We start from the raw sequence: 19,758 nt of genomic DNA, 5'->3' as shown, positions 1-19,758 counted from the left end.
CGAACTGCGCTCAACGGTGTGCCTGCCGAAAACGTCGTCCGTGCAGGTCAGGCGGCGTGTGGGGTTCCAAGAGTCAGCCACATGGCCTGACCTGTGGTTAGGCGGCTGTGGGTTCGTACTCGTTGATGAGGCCGCCGAGGACGGGTCGGCGGCGTATCGAGGTGCGGCGCGGCTCCGTGATCGGCTGGTCCGGTCGCGGTGGTGCGAGCTGTGGCGCCTGGTGGGGTCGGCGGTGGTTGTAGTGGGCCGCGTAGCGGTTCAGGACCGCTCGCAGGTGGTGTTCGTTGAGGATGAGTAGTCGGTCGGTGGCTTCGTGTCTGATAGTGCCGGCGAATCGTTGGGCGTGGGCGTTGGCTCTCGGGCAGCGTGGTGGAGTTTTCAGGACCTTGATGCCGGTGTCGGAGAAGACAGCGTCGAACGAGGGGGTGAACTGGCCGGCCCGGTCCCGGATGAGGAACCTGAAGTCGTCGGCCCGATCGGCCAGGTCCATCAGCAGGTTGCGGGCCTGCTGGGTAGTCCACGGGCCGTCGGGGTTGGTGGTGGCGCCGAGGATGTGGACGTAGCGGGTGGCGACTTCCATCACGAACAAGACGTACACGCGTTTGAGGGTGACGGCGCAGTCGACGTGGAAGAAGTCGCAGGCCAACATGCCGGATGCCTGGGCGCGGAGGAACCGTCGCCAGGAGGTGTCGGTGTCGCGCTGGGGCGCGGGTGGTATCCGCAGGCGCTTGAGCACGCGGCGAACCGTTGCAGCGCCTACCCGGTGGCCGAGCTTGAGCAGCTCACCTTGGATCCTGCGGTAGCCCCAGCCGGTGTTCTCCCGGGCCATCCGCTCGATCAACGCCATGACGGCGTCGTCGACCGGTGGGCGGCCGGTCCGGTTGGGGTAGGTCCACTTCTTCGCGACCAGGCGCCGGTGCCATCGAAGGATGGTGCCCGGTGTCGCCAAACGGTGCTCGCGCAGCATCTGGGGGAGTCGGCGTACCAGCGCGGCGAGCACCGCGCGGTCGGCCCACTCCAGCCGCGGGCGGCGGTTGGTGCGGCGCAGTACGGCGACTTCGTGCCGCAGTACCAGCAGCTCCAAGTCCTTGGCCGCCGATGATCGGCTGAGCAGGACCAGCCAGCCAACGAGCCGGACGAAGATCAGGTACAACAGTCGTGGCGCCACGCCTCGCGATCCTGCCTCTACAGCCCATGATGTGCGATCACCGCAGCTCAGCGCTCAGATACAGAGTTGTGGAACCCCACAGGAGTTCCGCGACGATGTCGTGCGGGTCGCCCGTGGTCGCGAGCCCGGCATGCCGCCTCGCGGTGTGGACAGTGGCCACACCCGGCTCCTGCGCCATCGCAGCAACGCCGGCTACCTCGTGGGCCGGCCGCCTCATGAAGTCGTGGTCAAGATCGGGCGTCCCGGACCGGACCCGGCCAGGATCTGCGCGATGCCCACGGCCTGGTCGAACTCACTGAGTAGCGCACCACCTCAGAAGCCACCTGCGGGCATGACGCGCGGATTCAAGGGCAGTGGCCACCTGGCGGTGGGACGGCTCGGCGGCAACCAGTTCGGCTACATCGTCGCGATCGAGCCGTTCCACGGCAACACCCTGGCCGTCTACACCCGCGCCACCGGCACCGGTCCCGGCGTCGGCACGTGGCAGCGGACCGTCCTGGCGGTGTTCGGCGACCCCGAAACACCAGGCCACGCAGTCGGTCACCATGTGGTGGCCGCCGACTTCGACGGCGACGGCAACGACGAATTCCTGGTCGTGCTGCGCGGACCCGCCCCGTGGCAGGGAGTGCCCTACTACAAGATCGACGTGCGGGACGGCACCGTCGCCCAGTGCACCAGCGCCACGGTGTCCACGCACTCGGCGGCACGCATCGCGGTGGCCGACTTCAGCGGTGACGGCAGACTCGACTTCGCTACCACGGGATACTTCACCGAGGGCTACTACAAGGCGAAAGACCCGCGGATCATGGTGTTCGGTAACGAGTTCGGCAAACTACTGTTCCCGTCGACCCCCAGGACCGTGAGCGGCTGACCACCGCATCCCAGCGGCCCGCCCGGACACCCGTGGTGTCCGGGCGGGCCGCTGGTCGTCGCACTAGGCCGTGGTCAGCCGCCGGTAGAAGGCGGCGGTCGCCTTGTCCTCGGTGTCGTACTGCTCGAACGGGTCATATTCACCTCGCTCGTACACGCCCACCTGCCACCTACCACCGCGCTCGCGCAGAAAGTAGAAGTCCGTGGGCGCCACGTCGCCGAACTCGCGCACTCCCTCGATCTCATACATCACGCGCGGAACTTCCGCACGGTCCAGCGCCTCCACCAGTGTGGCCAGGTCCACGACGGCTCCGGTCATTTGACGATGCTGATGTATTTGTTCTTCAACAGCCAGTCGACGTTGTGTTCCTTGGGGCCGTCGATTTTGTACTGGATTCCGCCTCCGGGCTGGCCGAACCACGCCGCCGAGGGCCCGCTGAGCACCGGGATTTCCTTCTCGACCTTGTACCGGTAATAGCCGTAGGGCATCTTCACGCCCGGCTCGTACTCACAGGTGTTGAGGTTCTGCGGCGGCAGCGAGCGCTGCTCGAACGGCGTACTGTCCGGTGCGAGGAAACTTCCGGACTGCCCGCCGAAACGGTCGATGGGCGCGCCCGGCTTGAGCTTCGTCGACGTCGGCTTACCTTTGAAACCGTCGTTCGGGGGGTACTTCCAACGACCTTTATCGTCCACGTACTCATGGAGGAACGCTTCGACGTTGGGTTGGTTGCCGATCCGCTTGTAGTCCTTGAGCAGTTTACCCACCGGGTGTCCGGGTCCGGGCAGGTTTTTCGGGCCGAGACGCGGGTCGTCCTGATAGAAAGGCCCTTCGCATTCTACTTGGACTTTCGGCGTCGGCGGTGCGGCGTTCGCGGCCGGTGCGGCGACCAGGCCGAAGATTGTGGAGAGCAGAACCAGAAAAGAGATCACATGTTTCTGCGGAGTCACGGTCTTCCCTTCAGGGTTGTTCTTCGCGGCAACGCAGCACGTCGCCTCAATAGTGCCTACCACAAACGGGGCGCACAAAAGACGTCAGGAAAGGAGAAGCACTCGATAAGGGTGGGCACCACTCATTCGCGTCTGCCTGTTCGCACAGTCAGTGACATGACGTGAAGGATGTTTTGACCGCGTCGCAGATCTTACGAGGACTAGCGGCGAGTGCCGCATCAAGCTCTTGTGGAGGAACCAGTCGTGGTTCTAGCTTGTAGCTGCGATGCCGTTGGCAGACCGGCACGGCGGGGCATTCCTCGATTGCGTGGACACGCGATCACCGCGAGTGACGCCGCACCTTCCGAACATCGAGTCGACCACCCGGTCGGGGAGCCTTTTCACTCAGCGGACGCGGCGCACAGCTGACCTGGGCCCATCTTGTGCGCATCCACCAGCGCATCGTGCGGCGAGTGGTGCTCGGCGGCATCGGCTGCGGGAAGAGTTGTGGGCGCAGACTCGAACGTACTTCGACCAGGCGGAGACCGGCGGGCTGGCCGCGTGCGTCGCCGATGCACCGCAGACCCCGCACACCCGGCCGGAAGCCTGGGCACAGCACTGGATGTTCGCCTTCGACGCCGCGCCGATCGCCGCCTACCTCACCCTCGGACTACTGGCCGGGCGCCTCGAACACGCGCACAGGGCACGGACCGATCACGACTATCTGCGAGCGTGCATGCGGGAGCCGTTGCGGCTGTGGCCGACCACCCCGGCGATCCTGCGCGACACCACCGAGCAGACCATGCGGTCCAACGGCAGCGTCGTGCCCGAAGGAACCGCGGTGGTGCTCCACAGCTCCTACTTCCACCGCGACCCCCAACTGCCACACGCGGACCGGTACGAACCCGAGTCATGGCTGACGGGCGCGCGACCGACGACTGGCCACTCGCGCCGTTCAGTCGGCGGCCCGACCGAATGCCCCCAGGCAGCACGTCGTGCTGTCCACCACCGCCACGCTGCTCGCAGAACTCCTCGACCAAGGGCTGCGGCAGGTCGCCGGACCGCAGTTGACCCCGGAACAGCCGCTGCCGCGCACCACCGACCACCACGTGCTCCGATTCGCCCGATCGTGAGCAAGACGATCGCGCGCTTGCTGTACTTCGCCCCGCGTGCGACCGAACCGGCTGCACCGCGATCGTCGTGATCACCGGGGCGCAGCCGGGCATCGGCCGGCATACGGCGCGGCTATTGGCCCACGCCCGCGGTTCCGCTCGACCACGTTGTCGACGGGCACGACGTGAAGTCCCGCTCGCAGACGATGTCCTGCCAGCCGGTTCGAATCACGCTCGTTGAACACGATCGCCACGAGGACGGGTGAGAGAGCGCCTCGGCGGGGTGAAGGACCGGGCGTGCGGTCGCGGGTAGGGCCACGACGCAGGTAGGCAAGAAGCACGGGCGGGGCCGTGCCGCCGTGCAACCTGTTGTCTTCGTGAGGATGGATGATGTCTGCTCCGACGCTGAACCACCAGGCCACCGGATATGACGCCCGCCAGGCGTACCGCATGGCCCAGGCCGCCGAACTGGCCTACCAGGAGCCCGGACAGATCGAGGCCAAGGCCGCGGAGTGGCGGTTCGACCGGGTCCGCCGCCACCACTCGACGTTCTCACCGCCGTTCGCGCTCAGCGACACCCAGGCCTACACCATGGCCAGTCCGAGGATGATCGTGACCGCGTTCCGCGGCACCGAGTCGGTCCAGCTGCGCGACTGGCTGTCCGACACGACCACCCCGCCGTGGCCCGGCCCGTCGAACACCGGGCTGGTCCACTACGGATTCGCCGAGGCCCTGCGCGCTGTGATGCCCTCCGTGCTCGCGGCCATCGAGGAACTGCGGGACGCCTAGCAGACGATCTGGTTCACCGGGCACAGCCTCGGCGGAGGCCTGGCGATGCTGGCCGCGGCCTGGCTGCACTTCGAGGACCCCCGGCTCTCCGCCCAGGGCGTCTACACCTTCGGCCAGCCCCGCACCTGCGACCGCTCTTTGGCTTCCGCCTACGACAAGGCATTGGCAGGGCGCACGTTCCGAGTGGTCAACAACAACGACGTGGTCGCCCAGGTGCCGCCGGAGCCGGTGTTCCACCACGTCGCGGCCCTGCGCTACATCGACTCCTCCGGCCGGGTCCGCGAGTCGATGCCGGTGGTGTCCAACCTGCTCGACCGCGGCAAGGGCATGGTCGCCGACCCGTTCGCCCCGGCCAGTGACGGGATGCGGGATCACCTGATGAAGGCGTACGTGGCCGCCTTGGAGAAGAACCTCCCCTGACCCGCTGGAGGCTGGTTTCATGACCGACGGTTCCGAGGAGCAGCGCTACACCCCGGTGACCTACGTCGCGGTCGGCGATCGCGACACCCTGCTCCACAGCTTCGACCCCTTCACCGGTTCGGTGGTCAAGACCGGCGTCCCGGCGTTTCCCGGCGGGTACGACGCCCTGGGCCACGACTGGTCGACCGGGAAGCTCTACGCGGTGAGCGGCGCGCCCGCCGGGCAGGACGTCTCCCTGGTCGTCATCGACCCGGCCAAGGCCGAACTCACCACCCGGACGGTGTCCGGCATCGGCGGGACCAGGTGGGCCTTGGGCGCGCAGAACCTGATCGCCACGATGGTGGACGTGGAATGCACGGCGGGCAACGACCAGGCATTCTCCCACTCCAAGATGCGTGGCACCGCCCGGTTCCTCCCGCAACTGCAGCCGGAGACGATGAAGCGCTTGCGCCGGGAGTCGCTGCAGCAGTGCCGCGAGGAAGGCCCGGTCGGCGGTGGAGAACCGTGGGCGGACGTCTTCGAGTTGGCGTTTCAGGACCATGATCTGGTGGCGCAGCGCCAGGATCTCCGTGTCCTTGTCCCGGTCGCTCAGGGGCAGCAGACGCAGCAACGCGATCGCGTTGGTCACACCGAGGTAGTCCAGTCGGAGTAGCACGGTCGGTCATCATGCCGTGTCAGCCGAGGACGCTGCTGCGTCGCCGCGCGCTGTAGTCCCAGTTGCAGGCCACGAGTCTGCGGTGCCAGGCGAGCGGGGTGCCCGGCGTGACCGGGAAGACTCTCCGCCATCGGCGACGATCGAGCAGCCGGGACAGGGCGGCGAACCAGAACCGGTCCGCGGGCTCATAGCGGACCGGACCCGTCAGTCGGCGGCGAAGGACCGCGTTCTCGTGCCGCAGCACGAGCAGTTCGGCGTCCTTGGCCGCCTCGCTGCGGAGAAGCACCGCCGGGACGGATAACAGCTTCCGAGTCACCTTGTACAGCAGGGACACGATCACCCGGACATGGTCCCAACACTGTGGCAGCCTTGCTCTACCAGCGACGATGACTTTTCGAGCGGCACACCGGCCAGGCATCCCATCGTGTCCAAGGTCGACGCCGCGCCGTACGAGGATAGCGTACGCACGTTCGCTATTGTTTAGCGGACGTGCGTACGCTAAATTCCGTCGCGACCACGGGAACGAAGGGGCACGGGATGCGGACGCGACGACTGGGCTGGGCCGGGTTGGAGATCGAGGCGGCGGCGGGCGGCTGGTGATCGACTACGTGCGGGACCTGTCGCCCGTGTTCACCGGCTGGAAGGTCGGCGAGGGCCTGGTGGCGCCGAGCGGACCGGTCACCGCCGCGCTGCTCACCCACCTGCACCGGGACCACACCGACGTGGCCGCGCTCGCGGGCGTGCTGGTGCCGGGGGCACCGGTGCTCCGACCGGCGCCCGGCCACGGCGACGACGAGGACAACGTGACGACACTGCCCGTCGAGCGCGAACTGATCCGGCAGCGGCTGGCCACCGAGGTCGTGGATGCCTGGTCCACCCCCGAGGTCGGCCCGTTCCGCGTCACCGCGATCCCCGCCGTCGACGGACTGGGCGACCCGCAGCTGAACTGGGTGGTGCGGGCCGACGGGCAGCAGGTCTTCCACGGCGACGACACGATGTTCCACGGGTACTGGTGGCTCGTCGCGCGCCGGTTCGGCCCGTTCGACGCGGTGTTCCTGCCCGCCAACGGCGCGGTGGTCGACGTGCCACACCTGCGGCCGCCGAGCCCGCTGCCCGCCGCGATGGACCCGGAGCAGGCCGCTGCGGCCGCGACGATCCTGGGCGCCCGGTACGCCGTGCCGATGCACTACGAGGCGGAACGGCCGGACAAGAACCCGGGCTACGTCGAGGTCTCCGACCCGGAGACGGGGTTCCGCGCGCACGCCGGACAGCGCGTACACGTACTGCCTGTCGGGGAATGGCTGGACCTGGCCGCATGATCGCAACTCCGCGGCGTGGCTCCGGCATGGACGCAGCCGGCTCAGGACAAGGGAAAGGGCTCCGGGTGAGTGCAGAGAGCACGGTCGTCGCGGTCACCGGCGGCGGTACGGGGATCGGCGCTGCGGTGGCCCGCCGCTACGCGACCGAGGGCGCGAAGGTGGTGGTCCTCGGACGGCGGCGCGAACCGCTGGAGAAGGTGGCGGAGGAAACCGGCGCGCACGTCATCGCGTGTGATGCCGGCGTGACCCCGGACGCGGAGAACGCGGTCTCGGAGATCGTCGGCCGGTTCGGACGGCTGGACGTCGTGGTCGCGAACGCCGGCGGGCACGGGCTGTCGTCGGTGACCGACACCGACGACGAGGAGTGGGAACTGGCGTTGCGCTCGAACCTGTCGAGCGCGTTCGTGTTCTGCCGGGCCTCGCTGCCTTCACTGGTGGAGTCCGGGGGGCAGGTGGTGGTCGTGTCCTCGCTGGCCGGGTTGTTCGCGGGTCCCGATCTCGCGGGGTACACCGTCGCGAAGCACGCGCTCATCGGCCTCACCCGGTCGATCGCCCGGGACTACGGCCCGCGCGGCGTGCGGGCGAACGCGGTCTGCCCCGGTTGGGTCCGCACCCCGATGGCCGACGGCGCGATGGACCGGTTCGCCGAGGCGGCGGGGTTTGCCGGCGGGCGCGACGAGGGCTACCGCCGGGCGACCGCCGAGGTGCCGCTGCGACGCCCGGCCGAACCGGACGAGATCGCTTCCGTCGTCCGGTTCCTCGGCTCGCCGGACTCGTCGTACATCACCGGCGCGGTGGTGGTCGCCGACGGCGGCGCGCACGCGGTCGACCTGCCCACACTGGCCTTCGACCGCGCCGGCACGGACACCTGACGCCGGCCTCCCCGACGCAGAACTCGCGACGTCCGGTTTCTCCGTTCAGGAGACCCTTGGGAGCGGCGTTCGCCGCGGCAGGCGGGACACCTCGCGGCACTGCGCAACCCCGAACTGTGCGTCCGGCCGGCTGGTACCGGCCGCTTCACCAGCGCGGGCGACGACGCACGGCGGGACGCGCTGTTCGAAGGGATGATCATGCGCGCACTGCCGACGACCGGACCGCGGTCACCGGAGGCGGCGCAGGCCGTGATGGCCAAGACAGTCGAGCGGCCCGGCAAGGACGAATTTCCGCGAGTGCAAGGAGAAACCATGGTTCCCGACAGGCCCGTGCTCGAGGTCACCGATGCCGAACTCGGCGAGTTGCGAGCGCGACTGGCCGCCACGCGATGGCCGGCTCCGTGGCCGGTGACCGGCTGGTCGGCCGGAACCGATCCCGGTGAGTTGCGGCGACTGGTCGCCTACTGGGCAGACAGCTACGACTGGCGCGCCCAGGAAGCCGCCATCAACGCCCTGCCCCACCACGTCGCGGACATCGCCGGGACACCGGTGCACTACCTCCGTTTCGACGGCGAAACTCCGGACGCCCTGCCGATCGTCCTGACCAACGGGTGGCCCAGTTCGTTCCTGGAGTTGACCGACCTCGCCCGGCGACTGGCCACCCCGTCCGAACACGGTGGTCGCGCGGCGGACTCGTTCACCGTCATCGTCCCGTCGCTACCGGGATTCGCCTTCTCCCCGCAACGGCCTTCGCTCACGGATCCCTTGCAGACACACGAACTGTGGCACTTGCTCATGCGAGAGGAACTGGGTCTCGCCCGGTACGGGGCGCACGGCACGGATCTGGGCGCGGGCATCACCTCCCGCCTGGCCGAAGCCCATCCCGACGCCCTGGTGGGTATCCACTTGGCGGCCGTCGCCAGTCCGGTCGCCTACGACGACGAGAGCGTCACCGCGCAGGAGCGCGCCTATCTCGACTCGGTTGCGACCTGGTCGACGAAGGAAGGCGCGTACCAGCACCAACAGAGCACCCGACCGATCACCTTGAGCTATGGGCTGGCCGACTCGCCGACAGGGCTGCTCGCGTGGATGATCGAGAAGTACCGCGCGTGGAGCGACTGCGGAAGTGACCTGTCCTCGCGGTTCAGCGACGACTTCCTGCTGACGCAGGCATCCCTCTACTGGTTCACCAACACCATTTCGACCTCGTTCCGGCCGTACTACGAGTACAGCGAGAACCTGACGCGTAGGGTCGAGCGGATCGATGTGCCCACCGCCCTCGCGCTGTTCCCAGCCGACCTCGCCCTGCCGCCACGCAGCTGGGCCGAGCGCACCTACCGCGTCACGAGGTACACGGAGATGCCACGCGGCGGTCACTTCCCCGCACACGAAGAACCCGACCTGCTCGCTCACGACCTCACCGACTTCTTCCGGCCGCTGCGGTGAGAACCGGAGTGTCGAGCCCGGTGGGCCAGTGCGCCGAACTCGAGGGTGAGACCGCGCCGAGCGAGACAGCACTCTACCTGCAGTTTTGCGTAGAGCTGGGCCAGCCGCTCCGGCTTCGCGTCGTCCAAAGTGGCCTCGATGTCCCCGAGCGAGTCGATCATGGCGTACACCTCGGCAATGTCCAGCTTCCCGCCGCTCTTGACCTTGGACATCTCCGCTCGTGCCGCTTCCATCGCTGCCTGTGCCTCGTTCATGACCTCGACCAGCGCCGCGGGTTCAACGCCCGCCTTGATCGCCTGCTGATAGCGGCTCAACTGCTCCTCTGCCGCCGCGAGCCGTTTCTTGGTGTCGCTCGTGCTGCTCTTCTCGGTGCTTTCCTGGGAACCGATCAGGTCCGCAACTGTGGCGTCCACGTTCTCCGGCGCGAACAGGCGCCCGATCTAGCCGTTGAGCGCGGTGAGAACAACATCCTCACGAAGGTTCACGGTCTTCGGATGATCGGCCAACGCCGGTGAACCGGGCGCGAGCGTCCGAGCCGTGCACCGGTAGTAGGCGCCCATCCGGGCCGGTTCACCCTGCATCTTCCGGCGGCACACCGCACACCTGATCAAGCCGCGCAGGGGATGGGCGTGCGGAGGCCGCTGCAACGAACCCCGGCCCGCCGGATCCACGCCCACCGAACCACCCTCACCCCGGCCCCGGCCCGCACGCCGCGCTGCTCGACCGCCACCGGGAACGCGAGGTCCGGCTCACCGCCCAGCAGATCCTCGCCGACCACCTCATCCCCGGCGGGAGCCTCGACAACCCCTGCGACACCTACTGGCTCGACACCGGGCTCGACCTCACCGGCGCGACCCTGGTCGACCTCAACCTCGCTGGCTGCCACGTGGGGGGCATCGCCACGTTCGACCGGGCCACCTTCCGCAGCACCGTCAGTTTCGGCGGAGCCTCCTTCGCCGGCGACGCCCGCTTTGAAACCCACTTCAAAGGCAGCGCACTGTTCGTCGAGACGGAGTTCACCGGCATCGCCGGGTTCGGCCGGGCCCTCTTCGACGGGGCACGGATCTTGTGCCCGGGCCGGTTCGGCAGGGCCACCTTCCACCGCGATGTCTGGTTCGAGTGGACCGTCTTCTCCGGCCTCGTCTGGTTCGGCGAGGCCACCTTCACGGGCGACGCCCAGTTCGAACAGACCGTCTTCGCCCTGCCTGCCCGCGCGCGCCGGGCGCGGGCGAAGGCGTGGCCGGACAGGGACGACGTGTTGATTGAAGGTTGGACGGTCGTGGCCGACGGCGACGAATGGGCGCGCCTGGTCTCCGTCCCCGCCGTGTTGATCCCACCGGCCGCCGACACCGCCTGACACCGCGACCGGCCCTGCGCCGCTGCCCGCGACCGGACCCGCGACGGTGCGGCGCGTTCGCCGGGTCGGGTGGAGAGCACCCGAGGCGACCGGCGCGGTGAACCGGGCCGCCCGACCGGGGGCCGATTCGCCCGCCCGCGCGGCGCACCCGGCCTGGGGCCGGTAGTCGTGGTCGCGGGCGCAGCAGGTGTCCGCGAGGGGTCCCCGGAGAGGGGCGTGGCCGGTGGGTTCGGTGTCGTGGCGGAGGGTCGCGGGCACGGCCGTCGTGTGCGTGGCGGTCACGGCGGCGGTGCCGGTGACGGCGTCCGCGCAGCAGGAGGACACCGGGCCGCGGGCGGTGGCGCGGACACCGCTGCGCGACGCGGTGGCCGCGTTGCCGGTGGCCGACGAGGTCCGCGACGGCTTCGTCCGGACCAGGTTCAAACACTGGGCGGACGCCGACAGGAACGGGTGTTCGACGCGGGCGGAGGTGTTGTTGGCCGAGGCGGTGCGGGCTCCGGAAGTCCGCTGGCGGGCGTGTGGAGGAGGGTGGTCGTGCGGTGGGCGCGTCGGACCGTCGACCGGTCGGACGCGCCATTCTGATCCGGCATTCGGGCGCGACCTGGGCGACGCTCCGTCCTGGAGAACTCTTGTGCGCCAACGGGTTCCACGCGCGGGGCGCTGGTCGTGGCGGTTGCCGGGATGCGCTGTGCCGGCGCTCGGCGGCGGGGCCGGGCGCGGTGGAGGCGGGTGTTCACCGACTCGGCCCCGGCCGAAGCTCGTTCCGCGCCGGCGGGGCCAGCCCGCGCCCTCGGTGGGATGGGCCGGGTGAATCCGTGCGGCCGATCGAGGGACTACTGGGTCGTATGACGCAGAACCTGACGGCCTCGGTCGGTAGAACTGCGTGCCATCGGCACGACACCACGCGGTCTTCCACCGGCGGAGGTTGGCATGGCGGGTACGGGTAGGCACGCGGTCCACCGGACGATGGTCCTGGTCGACGTGGAGGGCTACAGCGCTGCGGCCCGGACGCTGCCCCACCAGTTGGGTACCCGGGCCGGGATGTACGCGGTGGTGGCCGAGGCGCTGGCGGCGGCCGGGGTGCCGATGCAGGCGTGCTGGCAAGGGGACGCGGGGGACGGTGTGGTGGTGCTGGTGCCGCCGGAGTACCCGAAGGCACCGTTGCTGGAGGTGTTGCCCGAGGCGTTGGTGCGGGCGGTGCGCGAGCACAACAACACCAGCCCGGAGGCCTCCGGGGTGCGGTTGCGGTTGGCCGTGCACGCCGGGGAGGTGGCCTTCGACGAGCACGGCGCGACCTCGCCCACGATGGTCGCGGCGTTCCGGCTGCTGGACGCGGCCCCGGTCCGCGAGGCCCTGACCGGTTCACCGGGCGTGCTGGCAATGATCGTGTCCGGACTGGTGTTCGACGAGGTCGTGCGCAACTCCACGACCCTCGACCCGGCGACGTTCCGGCCCGTCGAGGTGACGGTGAAATCCTTCCGCAGCCGCGCCTGGATCGCCCTGCCCGACCACCCCTACCCCGCCGACCCCGCCGTCCTCACCTCCCGCCCGCCGGACACCGCAGCACCACAGACCACGCCGGGCAGCCATACGGCGACCAGCCCGACGGTCGCGCCCGGACCACACATCCGGGGTGACAGCGCCGGGTCGCGCGGGGTCACCATCGCCGGCGACGTGCACGGCTCCGGACCGGGCGTCACCATCGGCGCGGCCACCGGGGACCACCTGTCCATCGGCACACCGCCGCCTCCTGCGCAGCAGCCGCTCGACCCCCGCTAGCCGACGCGGACCACGGGCACACCGCGTCGGCGGCCGACCCGCCCCACCCCGACACCATCCCGGACACCGGCACCGCGGTGACGACGAGCATCCACGGTGACCTCGTCGCCACCGACCAGGGTGCCGCCGTCGGCGTGGTGCACGGCAACCTGAACCTGCACCCGCCACCACCGCGGCCCGCGCCGGTCACTCCGCAGCAGCTGCCCGCCGTACCGGGACTGTTCACCGGCCGGAGCGCGGAACTGGCCCGTCTGGACCGTGCCCTGACCCACGCCGCCACACCGCGGGGACCGGGCGCACACGCGCCGGAACCGACCACCGCAGCCCCCACCACCCACCCAGCGGATGCGGGGCAGGGCGCGACGGTGCTGGTGTCGGCGATCGGCGGTGCCGGGGGCATCGGCAAGACCTGGCTGGCGCTGGCGTGGGCGCATCGGCACCTGGAGCGGTTTCCCGACGGGCAGCTGTTCGTGGACCTGCACGGCTTCAGCCCCGCCGGCGACCCGGTGGAGCCGGCAGTGGCGGTGCGCGGGTTCCTCGACGCCCTCGAAGTCGACCCCGGACGCATCCCCGCCGACCTCGACGCCCAGTCCGCGCTGTACCGCAGCCTGGTGGCCGGGCGGCGGATGCTGATCGTGTTGGACAACGCTGCCACCAGCGAGCAGGTCGTGCCGCTGCTGCCCGGCTCGCCGTCCTGCACGGTGCTGGTCACCGGCCGTCACCGGCTGGACTCGCTGATCGACCGGCACGGCGCCCGCCACCTGCCCCTGAACGTCCTGAACCGCGACGAGGCGCGCGGCCTACTGGTCGCCCGCCTGGGCGCGGACCGTGTCGCCGCCGAGCCCAGGGCGGTGGAGGAGTTGATCGGGTTGTGCGGGGGCCATCCGCTGGCGTTGTCGATCATCGCGCGCACCTCCGGGCCCCATTCTGACGTCGCGTTGGCCGAGGCCGCCGCCGAGCTGCGCGAGCTCGGCTTGGAGGCGCTCGAGCACGACAGCGACCCGGCCGCCAGCCTGCCTACCGTGTTGTCCTGGTCCCTGCGCCGGCTCACCGACACCCAGCGCACCGTGTTCGCGCTGCTGGGCATCGCCCCCGGTCCGGACACCACCCCGCCCGCCACCGCCGCCCTCACCGACCTGCCCGACCGCCTCGCCCGCAGGACGCTGAGCGGGCTGGAGAACGCCTCGCTGCTGGAACGGCGGCCCGGCGGCCGGTACACGATGCACGACCTGGTTCGCCGCTACGCCGCGGACACCGCCCACACCACCCTTCCCGACGACCTCCGGGACGCGGCCTTGGTGCGATTGATGGACTTCCACCTGCACACCGCTCACACCGCCGACCGCCTCCTTAACCCCCACAGCACACTCCTGTCACCCGAACCGCCGGCGCCCGGCGCGCACCCGCACCCACTGCCCGACGCCGACGCGGCGCTGGCCTGGCTGGAGGCCGAGCACGCCACCCTGCTGGCCACCCAACGCACTGCCGCCGTCCTCGGCCGTCACCACACCGTCTGGCACCTGGCCTGGAACCTGACCACCTTCCACCAGCGGCGAGGGCACCGGCACGACGCGGTCACCACGTGGCAGACCGCACTGGACGCCGCCGATCACCTACCCGACCCCGCCACTCGCGGCCACACCCAGCGGTTCCTCGGCCGAGCCTGCTCCCGGCTGGGCCTGCACGACCAGGCCATTACCCAGCTGGAGCAGACCCTGGACCTGGCCGCACGCCACCACGACCCCACCGAACAAGCCCTCACCCACCGGGCACTCGCGGTCGCTTGGGGACGACGGAGGTACGACCGGCGGGCACTGGAGCACGCCCACCACGCCCTCACCCTCATCCGCACCCTCGACCAGCCGGTGTGGGAAGCCGACGCGCTCAACGCGGTGGGCTGGTTCGCCGCGCGCCTGGGCCGGTTCGACACCGCCCGCGAACACTGCCAGGCCGCCCTCACCCTGCACCGACACCACCACAACCCCGACGGCGAGGCCGACACCCGGGACAGCCTGGGCTACATCGCCCACCACACCGGCGACCACCACCAGGCCCTCGACCACTACCACCACGCCCTCACCCTGAACCGCGACCTCGGCGACGCCTACCGGGTCGCGGACAACCTCGACGGTGTGGGCCATCCCCATGCCGCCCTCGGCCGGCACGAGCAGGCCCGCAGGGTGTGGCGGGAGGCACTGGAGCTGTACCGGGACCAAGGCCGCGACGCCGACGCCGAACGCGTCCAACGCCAACTCGACGACCTCGACCACACCTGAACCGCGTAGACGGCCCACCCTCACCCGAGGTGAGGAGTTCTGCCTCCGACCATGGCCGACCGCCTGGGGGCGGCGATGTCCGGGAGCGGCGCGTGCCGTTGAGCGGTTCATGCCGCCGGCGGTTCCGGCGTGGAGGTCCTGTCGGGTGCGGACGTGGCGCAGGATCTCCCGACGGAGCGCCTCGAACACCGGCTCGTGGGTTCCGGGCAGGTTTTCCTTGATCGGTTGCCAGTCGCAGTCGATCAGGCCCTGGGTGCAGACGATCCGCCCGAACGCCTTCGTGTCGAAGTCGGGACGGGCGTCCAGCACGGCGCGGGCGTGGATCGTCCCGCACACGTAGAGGTCCTCGTGTTCGCCACTGTGGGGATCGTGTGGCAGCGTGACCAGGCCGTCGGCATCGGTGTGCGGGTCGCCGGGCTCGGCCGGGACCTGCCAGGGACCGGTCGGGAACCAGCGGGTCAGGTGGGAGCGCGTGGCCTTGCCTCAGCCCTTGATGCGACAGGTGGCCTTGGCCAGGTGGCGCAACGCGGCGCACTCCCGGCAGCCGCACTCGCTGTCGACGTGGGGATCGGAGCACCTGAACGGCTCGTGAGGTGACGCGCCACCGAGCACCACGTCGATGAGGTTCCACGCCACCGCGGACACGGCATCCGCTTCGTCGGCCGAGTCCACGTGTTCTCCAGGATCCCTTGTGTGCCAATGGGGTGTGCGGATGGTGGTTTCACGCGGGGAATCCGGTGGCCGCCCGCCCGGCCGGTGTGTGACGATCCGGCCATCCCGCCAACCGGCGTCCCCCGAGGCGCCCGAGGACCGGTGGGCCGAACCGGTGGGAGTAGAGGCGGGGCGGGAGGCCCACAGGCGAGGCGCGCGGTCCGCGTCCTGGGTAGTCTCCACCGGACCCGGGGCACTTCTCCCGGCCACGACAGGCTGTACGCGGTGGTGGGCCGAGGTCGTGGCGCGGCGGGGTCCGGTGCCGCGCGGATGGCGGTGCAACATGGTGTCCATGAACACCGGGATCGTGGCGGCGCGGGACTGGGTCCCGCAGCAGGCCCCCGACAGCCATACCGCCGTGACCGCCCACACCACCGACGACGAGCTGGAGGCGATCGCCACGCGGTTGCGCGCGAACTTCGCCGAACACCACGACGGCGAGCTCACCGGTCTGGAGGACTACCTGACCGGGCGGCGCGGGGAACTGCGGGACGCGGAGAGGGACAAGCTGGTCCGCCTCGCCGCGGACCTGCGCCCCGAGGCTGACGCCCTCGACAGGCTGGAGTCGCTGCTGGTCGAGCATCTGTTCGCCCTCCGGGACCGGGCATTCTGGCTCCATGAGCCCCGGAACGCGCAGATCCGCGCGATGGCTTCGTGGTCCAGCCCTCGCGACCTCGGCGCGCTGGGCGACCTCCCCGCCACCATGGTCCGTCAGATCATCGCGGGGGACCGCCACCACGCCGCCGAGCTCCCGTCGGCGGACCGGGACCGGCCGCCCGCCGACCTGGAACTCCACGCCCGCGAACACGAGAAGGAGACGCGCTGGCTCGAAACGCTGCTCGCGGGCATCGTCGCCGACATCGAGGAGCGGAAAGCTCTTCTCCTGCGGGCTGCCCGCGAGAACCGCGCCGCCGGCCTCCCCCTGCCCGACGACGCCGCCCGACTGCTCGCCCGGGAAGAAGCGGAGGCGCCGCCGGATCGCAGGTGACGCGTCGTCCGGTCCGTCCGGAGACCGGTGACCACGTCGACGCGATGTGGGACACGGCGAAGGTCGGCTGGCTCGCGCCGGCCGTCGACTCGGAGTTCCCGGCCGTGGCGGGTGGAACCGGATCGACAGCTCGACGGTGGCGCAGGTGGCGAGCTACCCCTGTTGGCCGTCCCTTCGCGTACCGGCCGGTTCTTTTGGAGCGTGGGCGGATCGCGTCGTGGTGTCGTACCGGTGGCCCTCCCTCAGGGGGGAGGGCACGGACGAGGTCGATCCGGGGTGGGGTGGTGGGCTTGTTGGAGGACAGGCGGCGCGACGCCATCGGGTGGCTGGTCGCGACCTACGACGAACTGGCATCGCGGGAGTCGGGCGAGGTCCGCGACGCCGAGCTGGCGCAGGTGCAGCGCTGGCTGTGCCGGGTCACGGGGCTGAACTCGCTCAGCGCCGCAGTGGCTGCGGCGCGGGCGCTGACCCGGCACGAGATCACCTTCCTCGCGCCCGTGCGCCTGCCGGCTCCTGACGCCCGACGCGACCGGACACCGGACCGGGAAGCCAAGTCCCGGCGGCGGCCGGCACGCGGCGGCCGGGCTCCCGACCGAGGCCGGGACGTCCCGGCCGGCGAGGACGACCTGGCCTCGCGGCAGCGGGAACGCGAGGAGCGACGACCGGCGCGCCCGGCGCAGGGCTGACCACGGCCGGCGGCGCCGCCACTCACCGACCAGGTCGCGGCCGAGCTGGAGCGTCTGTTCCGTGCTCTGGACGGCCTGCCGCGGCGTGCCCGGACCGCGGCCGAGGAGACGCGGGCCGAGCACCTGCGTCGGCGGATCTGCGAGCTGACCGGCCTGACCCGACCCGAGACCGCCCGCAAGGCCCTGCGCACGTTCCTCACCCGCCGTGCCGGCCGCCGTCGGTTCGTGCCGACCAGGCCCTACGCGGAAGGCCCGGCCCGGACGCCGCCGCCGCCGATCAGGGTTGTGCTCGGCGGGTCGCCGGGCGGCGGCAGCCGAGCCTGACCTCGGGTTCCCGCTGGCGTGAATACGGCCGGTCTCGCCGTGCATGGGGACGCTGTTCTCCCAGTACGGCAGGAACTTCCCGCCGGGTACGAGGTCGGGCGGAGGTTCCGGCGTCGCGGGCCGGAGTGACCGCGCGGGCCGACGCCGTCGATCGGGTAGGACTCGAAGACCTCGTGGGTCGGGGTGCTGCTGTGTTGAACACCCGCCGGGTGTCCAATCTAGTGCACGGCTGGATTGGGGAGGCCGGTCCGGGTAGCACCACGGTTCACACGGCAACGTCGTGCGGATGATTCCGGAGCCGGCCGTCACCGTCGAACAGGGCGACGACACGATCGGATTCTGGTCACGGGTGGTGGCCACAGCCGTGGCGTGAGGCGGCGGCCCGGCATTCGTTCCTCGCTCACTCGCACCGGCTCGCGGGAGGTGTGGATCACGCACCTCGGTGGAGTCGAAGATCCTCACGTGGTCGGCAGCTGCCCGTGCGCGGCGGGATTCCAAGCCACCGTTGTGCGGTGAACCGCGCTTCCTGCCCAAACCCTTGCCACGTAACCACTTCTTCGGGTCAGCAAGGACACCGATGTCGGTCGGGAGCGCCAGTCGGGCGAGCACGAAGTGGAACTGCCCGTACCCGGTGACTACCGGGTACGGGCCCACGTGCGCGGACAGACAGCCATCCGGGCCGCCGGGCCGGTCTCCTTCGCCGAGGGCATCGAACAATGGCTTGTCCAACTCTGGCCCGCCTGACCCCGCGACGGCCCGCTCAGCTAAGGCGGCGCCTACGCCACTCCCACACCGCAGTGCACGCCAAGGCGAGTCCGATCGCCGCGACCACGACCAAGGTCGGACTCAACCACCGCGACGGTTCCGGCGGCGGCCCGCACTCCGACTTCGACGCGTGCAACGGACAGGCTCGCAACTCGAGCCAACCCGCGTCCGCCTCGGCACCGGGCTTCGACCACACACCGTCCAGGGGCTGCGGCTCGGTAAATACGATCACCGCCACCGCCAAACCCAGAAACATGGTCAACAGGACAGCCGCGCGCATCACGTGCCGCACTCCATACCTCCAGGCACCCACGCCGAACTCGCATTGCGACCGACGTGTAGCCCAGCGTAGCGTAAGGGTTGCTTGAACGCGCTCGACGCCCAGCCGCAGCAACGGTGCCGACCCGGCGCCTGTATCCCCGCACCTGCACCACACCGTCCAAGGCATACCGATCCGGGACAGAGTCGAAGCCGTGGATGATCGGATTGTCGGCCTCGGCGCGTGAACGGCCACGACAGACCCCTGCTCGGTTCCGTGGCTGCGGTCGAACGGCTGTGCTGTGTGGCAGTACAGGTTCGGTGCCAGCGCGCCCTCGGCCGGATGCTTCACGGCACCCTGGCAACACCGGCTGGCTGCAGGGACTGGAAGAAGGTGCGGCTGCTCCGCGAGGTGGGCGCCGCGGTGGGAGTGCTCCGGTCCGCGGTGGCGGGTTCACCGGCGGTGCCGAAGGTGAAGGATTACCTGGGTGTGTTCGTGACGCGGCGACGCCGTCGCAGGCGCAGCGCTGTCGCCTGTACTGGAAGCGTGCGGAGGCGGCATTCGGCCGTCGCCGGCTGGATCGGGTGAGGGTGGGGGTGACCGACATCCTGGGGTTGAAGGAACTGTCGGTGGCCCGGGCTCGGGTGCGGTCCAACAGTCGCGATGGCAGGTACGCGGGGGAGGCGTGTGTGCGGGCGATGCGGCTGGTGTTCAAGCTCGCCGCCCTCGACGGATTCGTCGCGCGAGTTCGTCGCGGTACCGGCGCGCCCGGGTCAATCCGCGCTCGAACGGTGTGCTTGCCGAAATGTCGTCCGTGCGGGTCGGGCGGCGTGGTGGTACTCGTTGAGGATGCTGCCCAGTCGTTGCTGTCGGCGGACGTCGAGTCTGGTGATCGCTGCTTGATCGGTGACGGCTGGTGGCAGGGCGCGTGGTGGTCGGGCGTTGTCGATGCCTTGGTGGGGCGGTGGGTGTTGTAGGACTTCTCGTACTCGCGTAGAGCGTGGAGTAGGTGCGGTTGGTTCCGGATGAGGGTGC

The 19,758-nt window shown here is 70.3% G+C and carries 21 protein-coding genes and 1 pseudogene; 15 read left to right on the top strand and 7 right to left on the bottom strand.

Features of this window, described 5'->3' with window-relative positions; translation table 11 throughout:
• Positions 1-97 precede the first annotated feature (97 nt).
• The gene (locus AC0HI0_RS18575; RefSeq protein WP_480933627.1) at positions 98-1,168 is read right to left on the bottom strand and encodes an integrase core domain-containing protein; all 1,071 of its coding nucleotides are present in this window, start codon (positions 1,166-1,168) and stop codon (positions 98-100) included.
• A gap of 271 nt (positions 1,169-1,439) precedes the next feature.
• Between AC0HI0_RS18575 and AC0HI0_RS18570 the strand changes: the two genes are divergently transcribed.
• A complete protein-coding gene (locus tag AC0HI0_RS18570; protein WP_480933626.1) occupies positions 1,440-2,039 on the top strand; it encodes an FG-GAP repeat domain-containing protein in 600 nt (199 codons plus the stop codon).
• A gap of 63 nt (positions 2,040-2,102) precedes the next feature.
• On the opposite strand, the gene AC0HI0_RS18565 is transcribed toward AC0HI0_RS18570, so the two are convergent.
• Both AC0HI0_RS18565 and AC0HI0_RS18560 read right to left on the bottom strand, forming a co-directional pair.
• On the bottom strand, positions 2,103-2,357 hold the full coding sequence (locus tag AC0HI0_RS18565) for a hypothetical protein (protein ID WP_480933625.1): 255 nt from the start codon (positions 2,355-2,357) through the stop codon (positions 2,103-2,105).
• Entirely contained in the window at positions 2,354-2,986 is a 633-nt protein-coding gene (locus tag AC0HI0_RS18560; RefSeq protein WP_480933624.1) for a TNT domain-containing protein, read from the bottom strand. Before AC0HI0_RS18560 ends, AC0HI0_RS18565 begins: the two co-directional genes overlap by 4 nt.
• 265 nt (positions 2,987-3,251) lie before the next feature.
• Here AC0HI0_RS18560 and AC0HI0_RS18555 point away from each other — a divergent pair.
• From AC0HI0_RS18555 to AC0HI0_RS18535, 5 genes and pseudogenes are all read left to right on the top strand, one after another.
• A pseudogene (locus tag AC0HI0_RS18555) lies at positions 3,252-3,911 on the top strand (cytochrome P450); the annotation flags it as partial.
• Between the two features lie 49 nt (positions 3,912-3,960).
• On the top strand, positions 3,961-4,098 hold the full coding sequence (locus tag AC0HI0_RS18550) for a hypothetical protein (protein WP_480934571.1): 138 nt from the start codon (positions 3,961-3,963) through the stop codon (positions 4,096-4,098).
• Between the two features lie 369 nt (positions 4,099-4,467).
• Positions 4,468-4,866 (top strand): alpha/beta hydrolase family protein, encoded by a 399-nt coding sequence (locus tag AC0HI0_RS18545; RefSeq protein ID WP_480933623.1) that lies wholly within the window; start codon positions 4,468-4,470, stop codon positions 4,864-4,866.
• A gap of 6 nt (positions 4,867-4,872) precedes the next feature.
• The gene (locus AC0HI0_RS18540) at positions 4,873-5,286 is read left to right on the top strand and encodes a lipase family protein (RefSeq protein WP_480934329.1); all 414 of its coding nucleotides are present in this window, start codon (positions 4,873-4,875) and stop codon (positions 5,284-5,286) included.
• A gap of 19 nt (positions 5,287-5,305) precedes the next feature.
• Positions 5,306-5,938: a propanediol/glycerol family dehydratase large subunit gene (locus AC0HI0_RS18535; RefSeq protein WP_480933622.1), complete on the top strand. Its 633-nt coding sequence runs from the start codon at positions 5,306-5,308 to the stop codon at positions 5,936-5,938.
• Positions 5,939-5,960: 22 nt separating this feature from the next.
• Here the strand turns inward: AC0HI0_RS18535 and AC0HI0_RS18530 are convergent, their stop codons facing one another.
• Entirely contained in the window at positions 5,961-6,281 is a 321-nt protein-coding gene (locus tag AC0HI0_RS18530; protein ID WP_480933621.1) for an integrase, read from the bottom strand.
• 256 nt (positions 6,282-6,537) lie between these two features.
• On the opposite strand from AC0HI0_RS18530, the gene AC0HI0_RS18525 reads away from it, so the two are divergent.
• The 3 genes from AC0HI0_RS18525 to AC0HI0_RS18515 all read left to right on the top strand — a co-directional run bounded on the left by AC0HI0_RS18525 (position 6,538) and on the right by AC0HI0_RS18515 (position 9,578).
• Entirely contained in the window at positions 6,538-7,260 is a 723-nt protein-coding gene (locus AC0HI0_RS18525) for an MBL fold metallo-hydrolase (protein ID WP_480933620.1), read from the top strand.
• 26 nt (positions 7,261-7,286) lie between these two features.
• Positions 7,287-8,132, top strand: a complete 846-nt coding sequence (locus tag AC0HI0_RS18520; RefSeq protein WP_480933619.1) for an SDR family NAD(P)-dependent oxidoreductase — start codon at positions 7,287-7,289, stop codon at positions 8,130-8,132.
• 330 nt (positions 8,133-8,462) lie between these two features.
• Positions 8,463-9,578 carry an epoxide hydrolase family protein gene (locus AC0HI0_RS18515; RefSeq protein ID WP_480934328.1) on the top strand — a complete coding sequence of 372 codons (1,116 nt, stop codon included), beginning with the start codon at positions 8,463-8,465 and terminating at the stop codon, positions 9,576-9,578.
• Here AC0HI0_RS18515 and AC0HI0_RS18510 read toward each other — a convergent pair.
• Together AC0HI0_RS18510 and AC0HI0_RS18505 are read right to left on the bottom strand one after the other, a co-directional pair.
• On the bottom strand, positions 9,542-9,991 hold the full coding sequence (locus AC0HI0_RS18510) for a hypothetical protein (protein WP_480933618.1): 450 nt from the start codon (positions 9,989-9,991) through the stop codon (positions 9,542-9,544). The two genes, AC0HI0_RS18515 and AC0HI0_RS18510, sit on opposite strands and share 37 nt — an antisense overlap.
• Before the next feature lie 27 nt (positions 9,992-10,018).
• The gene (locus tag AC0HI0_RS18505; RefSeq protein WP_480934327.1) at positions 10,019-10,249 is read right to left on the bottom strand and encodes a recombinase zinc ribbon domain-containing protein; all 231 of its coding nucleotides are present in this window, start codon (positions 10,247-10,249) and stop codon (positions 10,019-10,021) included.
• A 44-nt stretch (positions 10,250-10,293) separates the two neighbouring features.
• On the opposite strand from AC0HI0_RS18505, the gene AC0HI0_RS18500 reads away from it, so the two are divergent.
• The 3 genes from AC0HI0_RS18500 (at position 10,294) to AC0HI0_RS18490 (ending at position 14,990) form a co-directional block, all read left to right on the top strand.
• Positions 10,294-10,935: a pentapeptide repeat-containing protein gene (locus AC0HI0_RS18500; RefSeq protein ID WP_480934326.1), complete on the top strand. Its 642-nt coding sequence runs from the start codon at positions 10,294-10,296 to the stop codon at positions 10,933-10,935.
• A 930-nt stretch (positions 10,936-11,865) separates the two neighbouring features.
• Entirely contained in the window at positions 11,866-12,714 is an 849-nt protein-coding gene (locus tag AC0HI0_RS18495; RefSeq protein ID WP_480933617.1) for a hypothetical protein, read from the top strand.
• A 77-nt stretch (positions 12,715-12,791) separates the two neighbouring features.
• Positions 12,792-14,990 (top strand): ATP-binding protein, encoded by a 2,199-nt coding sequence (locus tag AC0HI0_RS18490; protein ID WP_480933616.1) that lies wholly within the window; start codon positions 12,792-12,794, stop codon positions 14,988-14,990.
• Positions 14,991-15,473: 483 nt separating this feature from the next.
• Here AC0HI0_RS18490 and AC0HI0_RS18485 read toward each other — a convergent pair whose 3' ends face one another.
• A complete protein-coding gene (locus AC0HI0_RS18485; RefSeq protein WP_480933615.1) occupies positions 15,474-15,662 on the bottom strand; it encodes a hypothetical protein in 189 nt (62 codons plus the stop codon).
• Positions 15,663-15,993: 331 nt separating this feature from the next.
• Between AC0HI0_RS18485 and AC0HI0_RS18480 the strand changes: the two genes are divergently transcribed.
• The 3 genes from AC0HI0_RS18480 (at position 15,994) to AC0HI0_RS18470 (ending at position 19,700) form a co-directional block, all read left to right on the top strand.
• Positions 15,994-16,689, top strand: coding sequence for a hypothetical protein (locus AC0HI0_RS18480; protein WP_480933614.1), 696 nt, complete (start codon positions 15,994-15,996; stop codon positions 16,687-16,689).
• A gap of 290 nt (positions 16,690-16,979) precedes the next feature.
• On the top strand, positions 16,980-17,375 hold the full coding sequence (locus tag AC0HI0_RS18475; RefSeq protein ID WP_480933613.1) for a hypothetical protein: 396 nt from the start codon (positions 16,980-16,982) through the stop codon (positions 17,373-17,375).
• Between the two features lie 1,944 nt (positions 17,376-19,319).
• Positions 19,320-19,700: a hypothetical protein gene (locus tag AC0HI0_RS18470; protein WP_480933612.1), complete on the top strand. Its 381-nt coding sequence runs from the start codon at positions 19,320-19,322 to the stop codon at positions 19,698-19,700.
• The last annotated feature ends 58 nt before the right edge of the window (positions 19,701-19,758 follow it).

This window comes from Saccharothrix sp. NBAS 001 (assembly GCF_056640475.1).
This window is presented reverse-complemented; position numbering and strand designations above follow the sequence as displayed.

Excerpts from the sequence above, each read along its gene's own strand:
- AC0HI0_RS18520 (WP_480933619.1), top strand. The coding sequence starts at position 7,287 with ATGGACGCAGCCGGCTCAGGACAAGGGAAAGGGCTCCGGGTGAGTGCA.
- AC0HI0_RS18545 (WP_480933623.1), top strand. The coding sequence starts at position 4,468 with ATGTCTGCTCCGACGCTGAACCACCAGGCCACCGGATATGACGCCCGC.
- AC0HI0_RS18565 (WP_480933625.1), bottom strand. The coding sequence starts at position 2,357 with ATGACCGGAGCCGTCGTGGACCTGGCCACACTGGTGGAGGCGCTGGAC.
- AC0HI0_RS18480 (WP_480933614.1), top strand. The coding sequence starts at position 15,994 with ATGAACACCGGGATCGTGGCGGCGCGGGACTGGGTCCCGCAGCAGGCC.
- AC0HI0_RS18495 (WP_480933617.1), top strand. The coding sequence starts at position 11,866 with ATGGCGGGTACGGGTAGGCACGCGGTCCACCGGACGATGGTCCTGGTC.
- AC0HI0_RS18535 (WP_480933622.1), top strand. The coding sequence starts at position 5,306 with ATGACCGACGGTTCCGAGGAGCAGCGCTACACCCCGGTGACCTACGTC.
- AC0HI0_RS18570 (WP_480933626.1), top strand. The coding sequence starts at position 1,440 with ATGCCCACGGCCTGGTCGAACTCACTGAGTAGCGCACCACCTCAGAAG.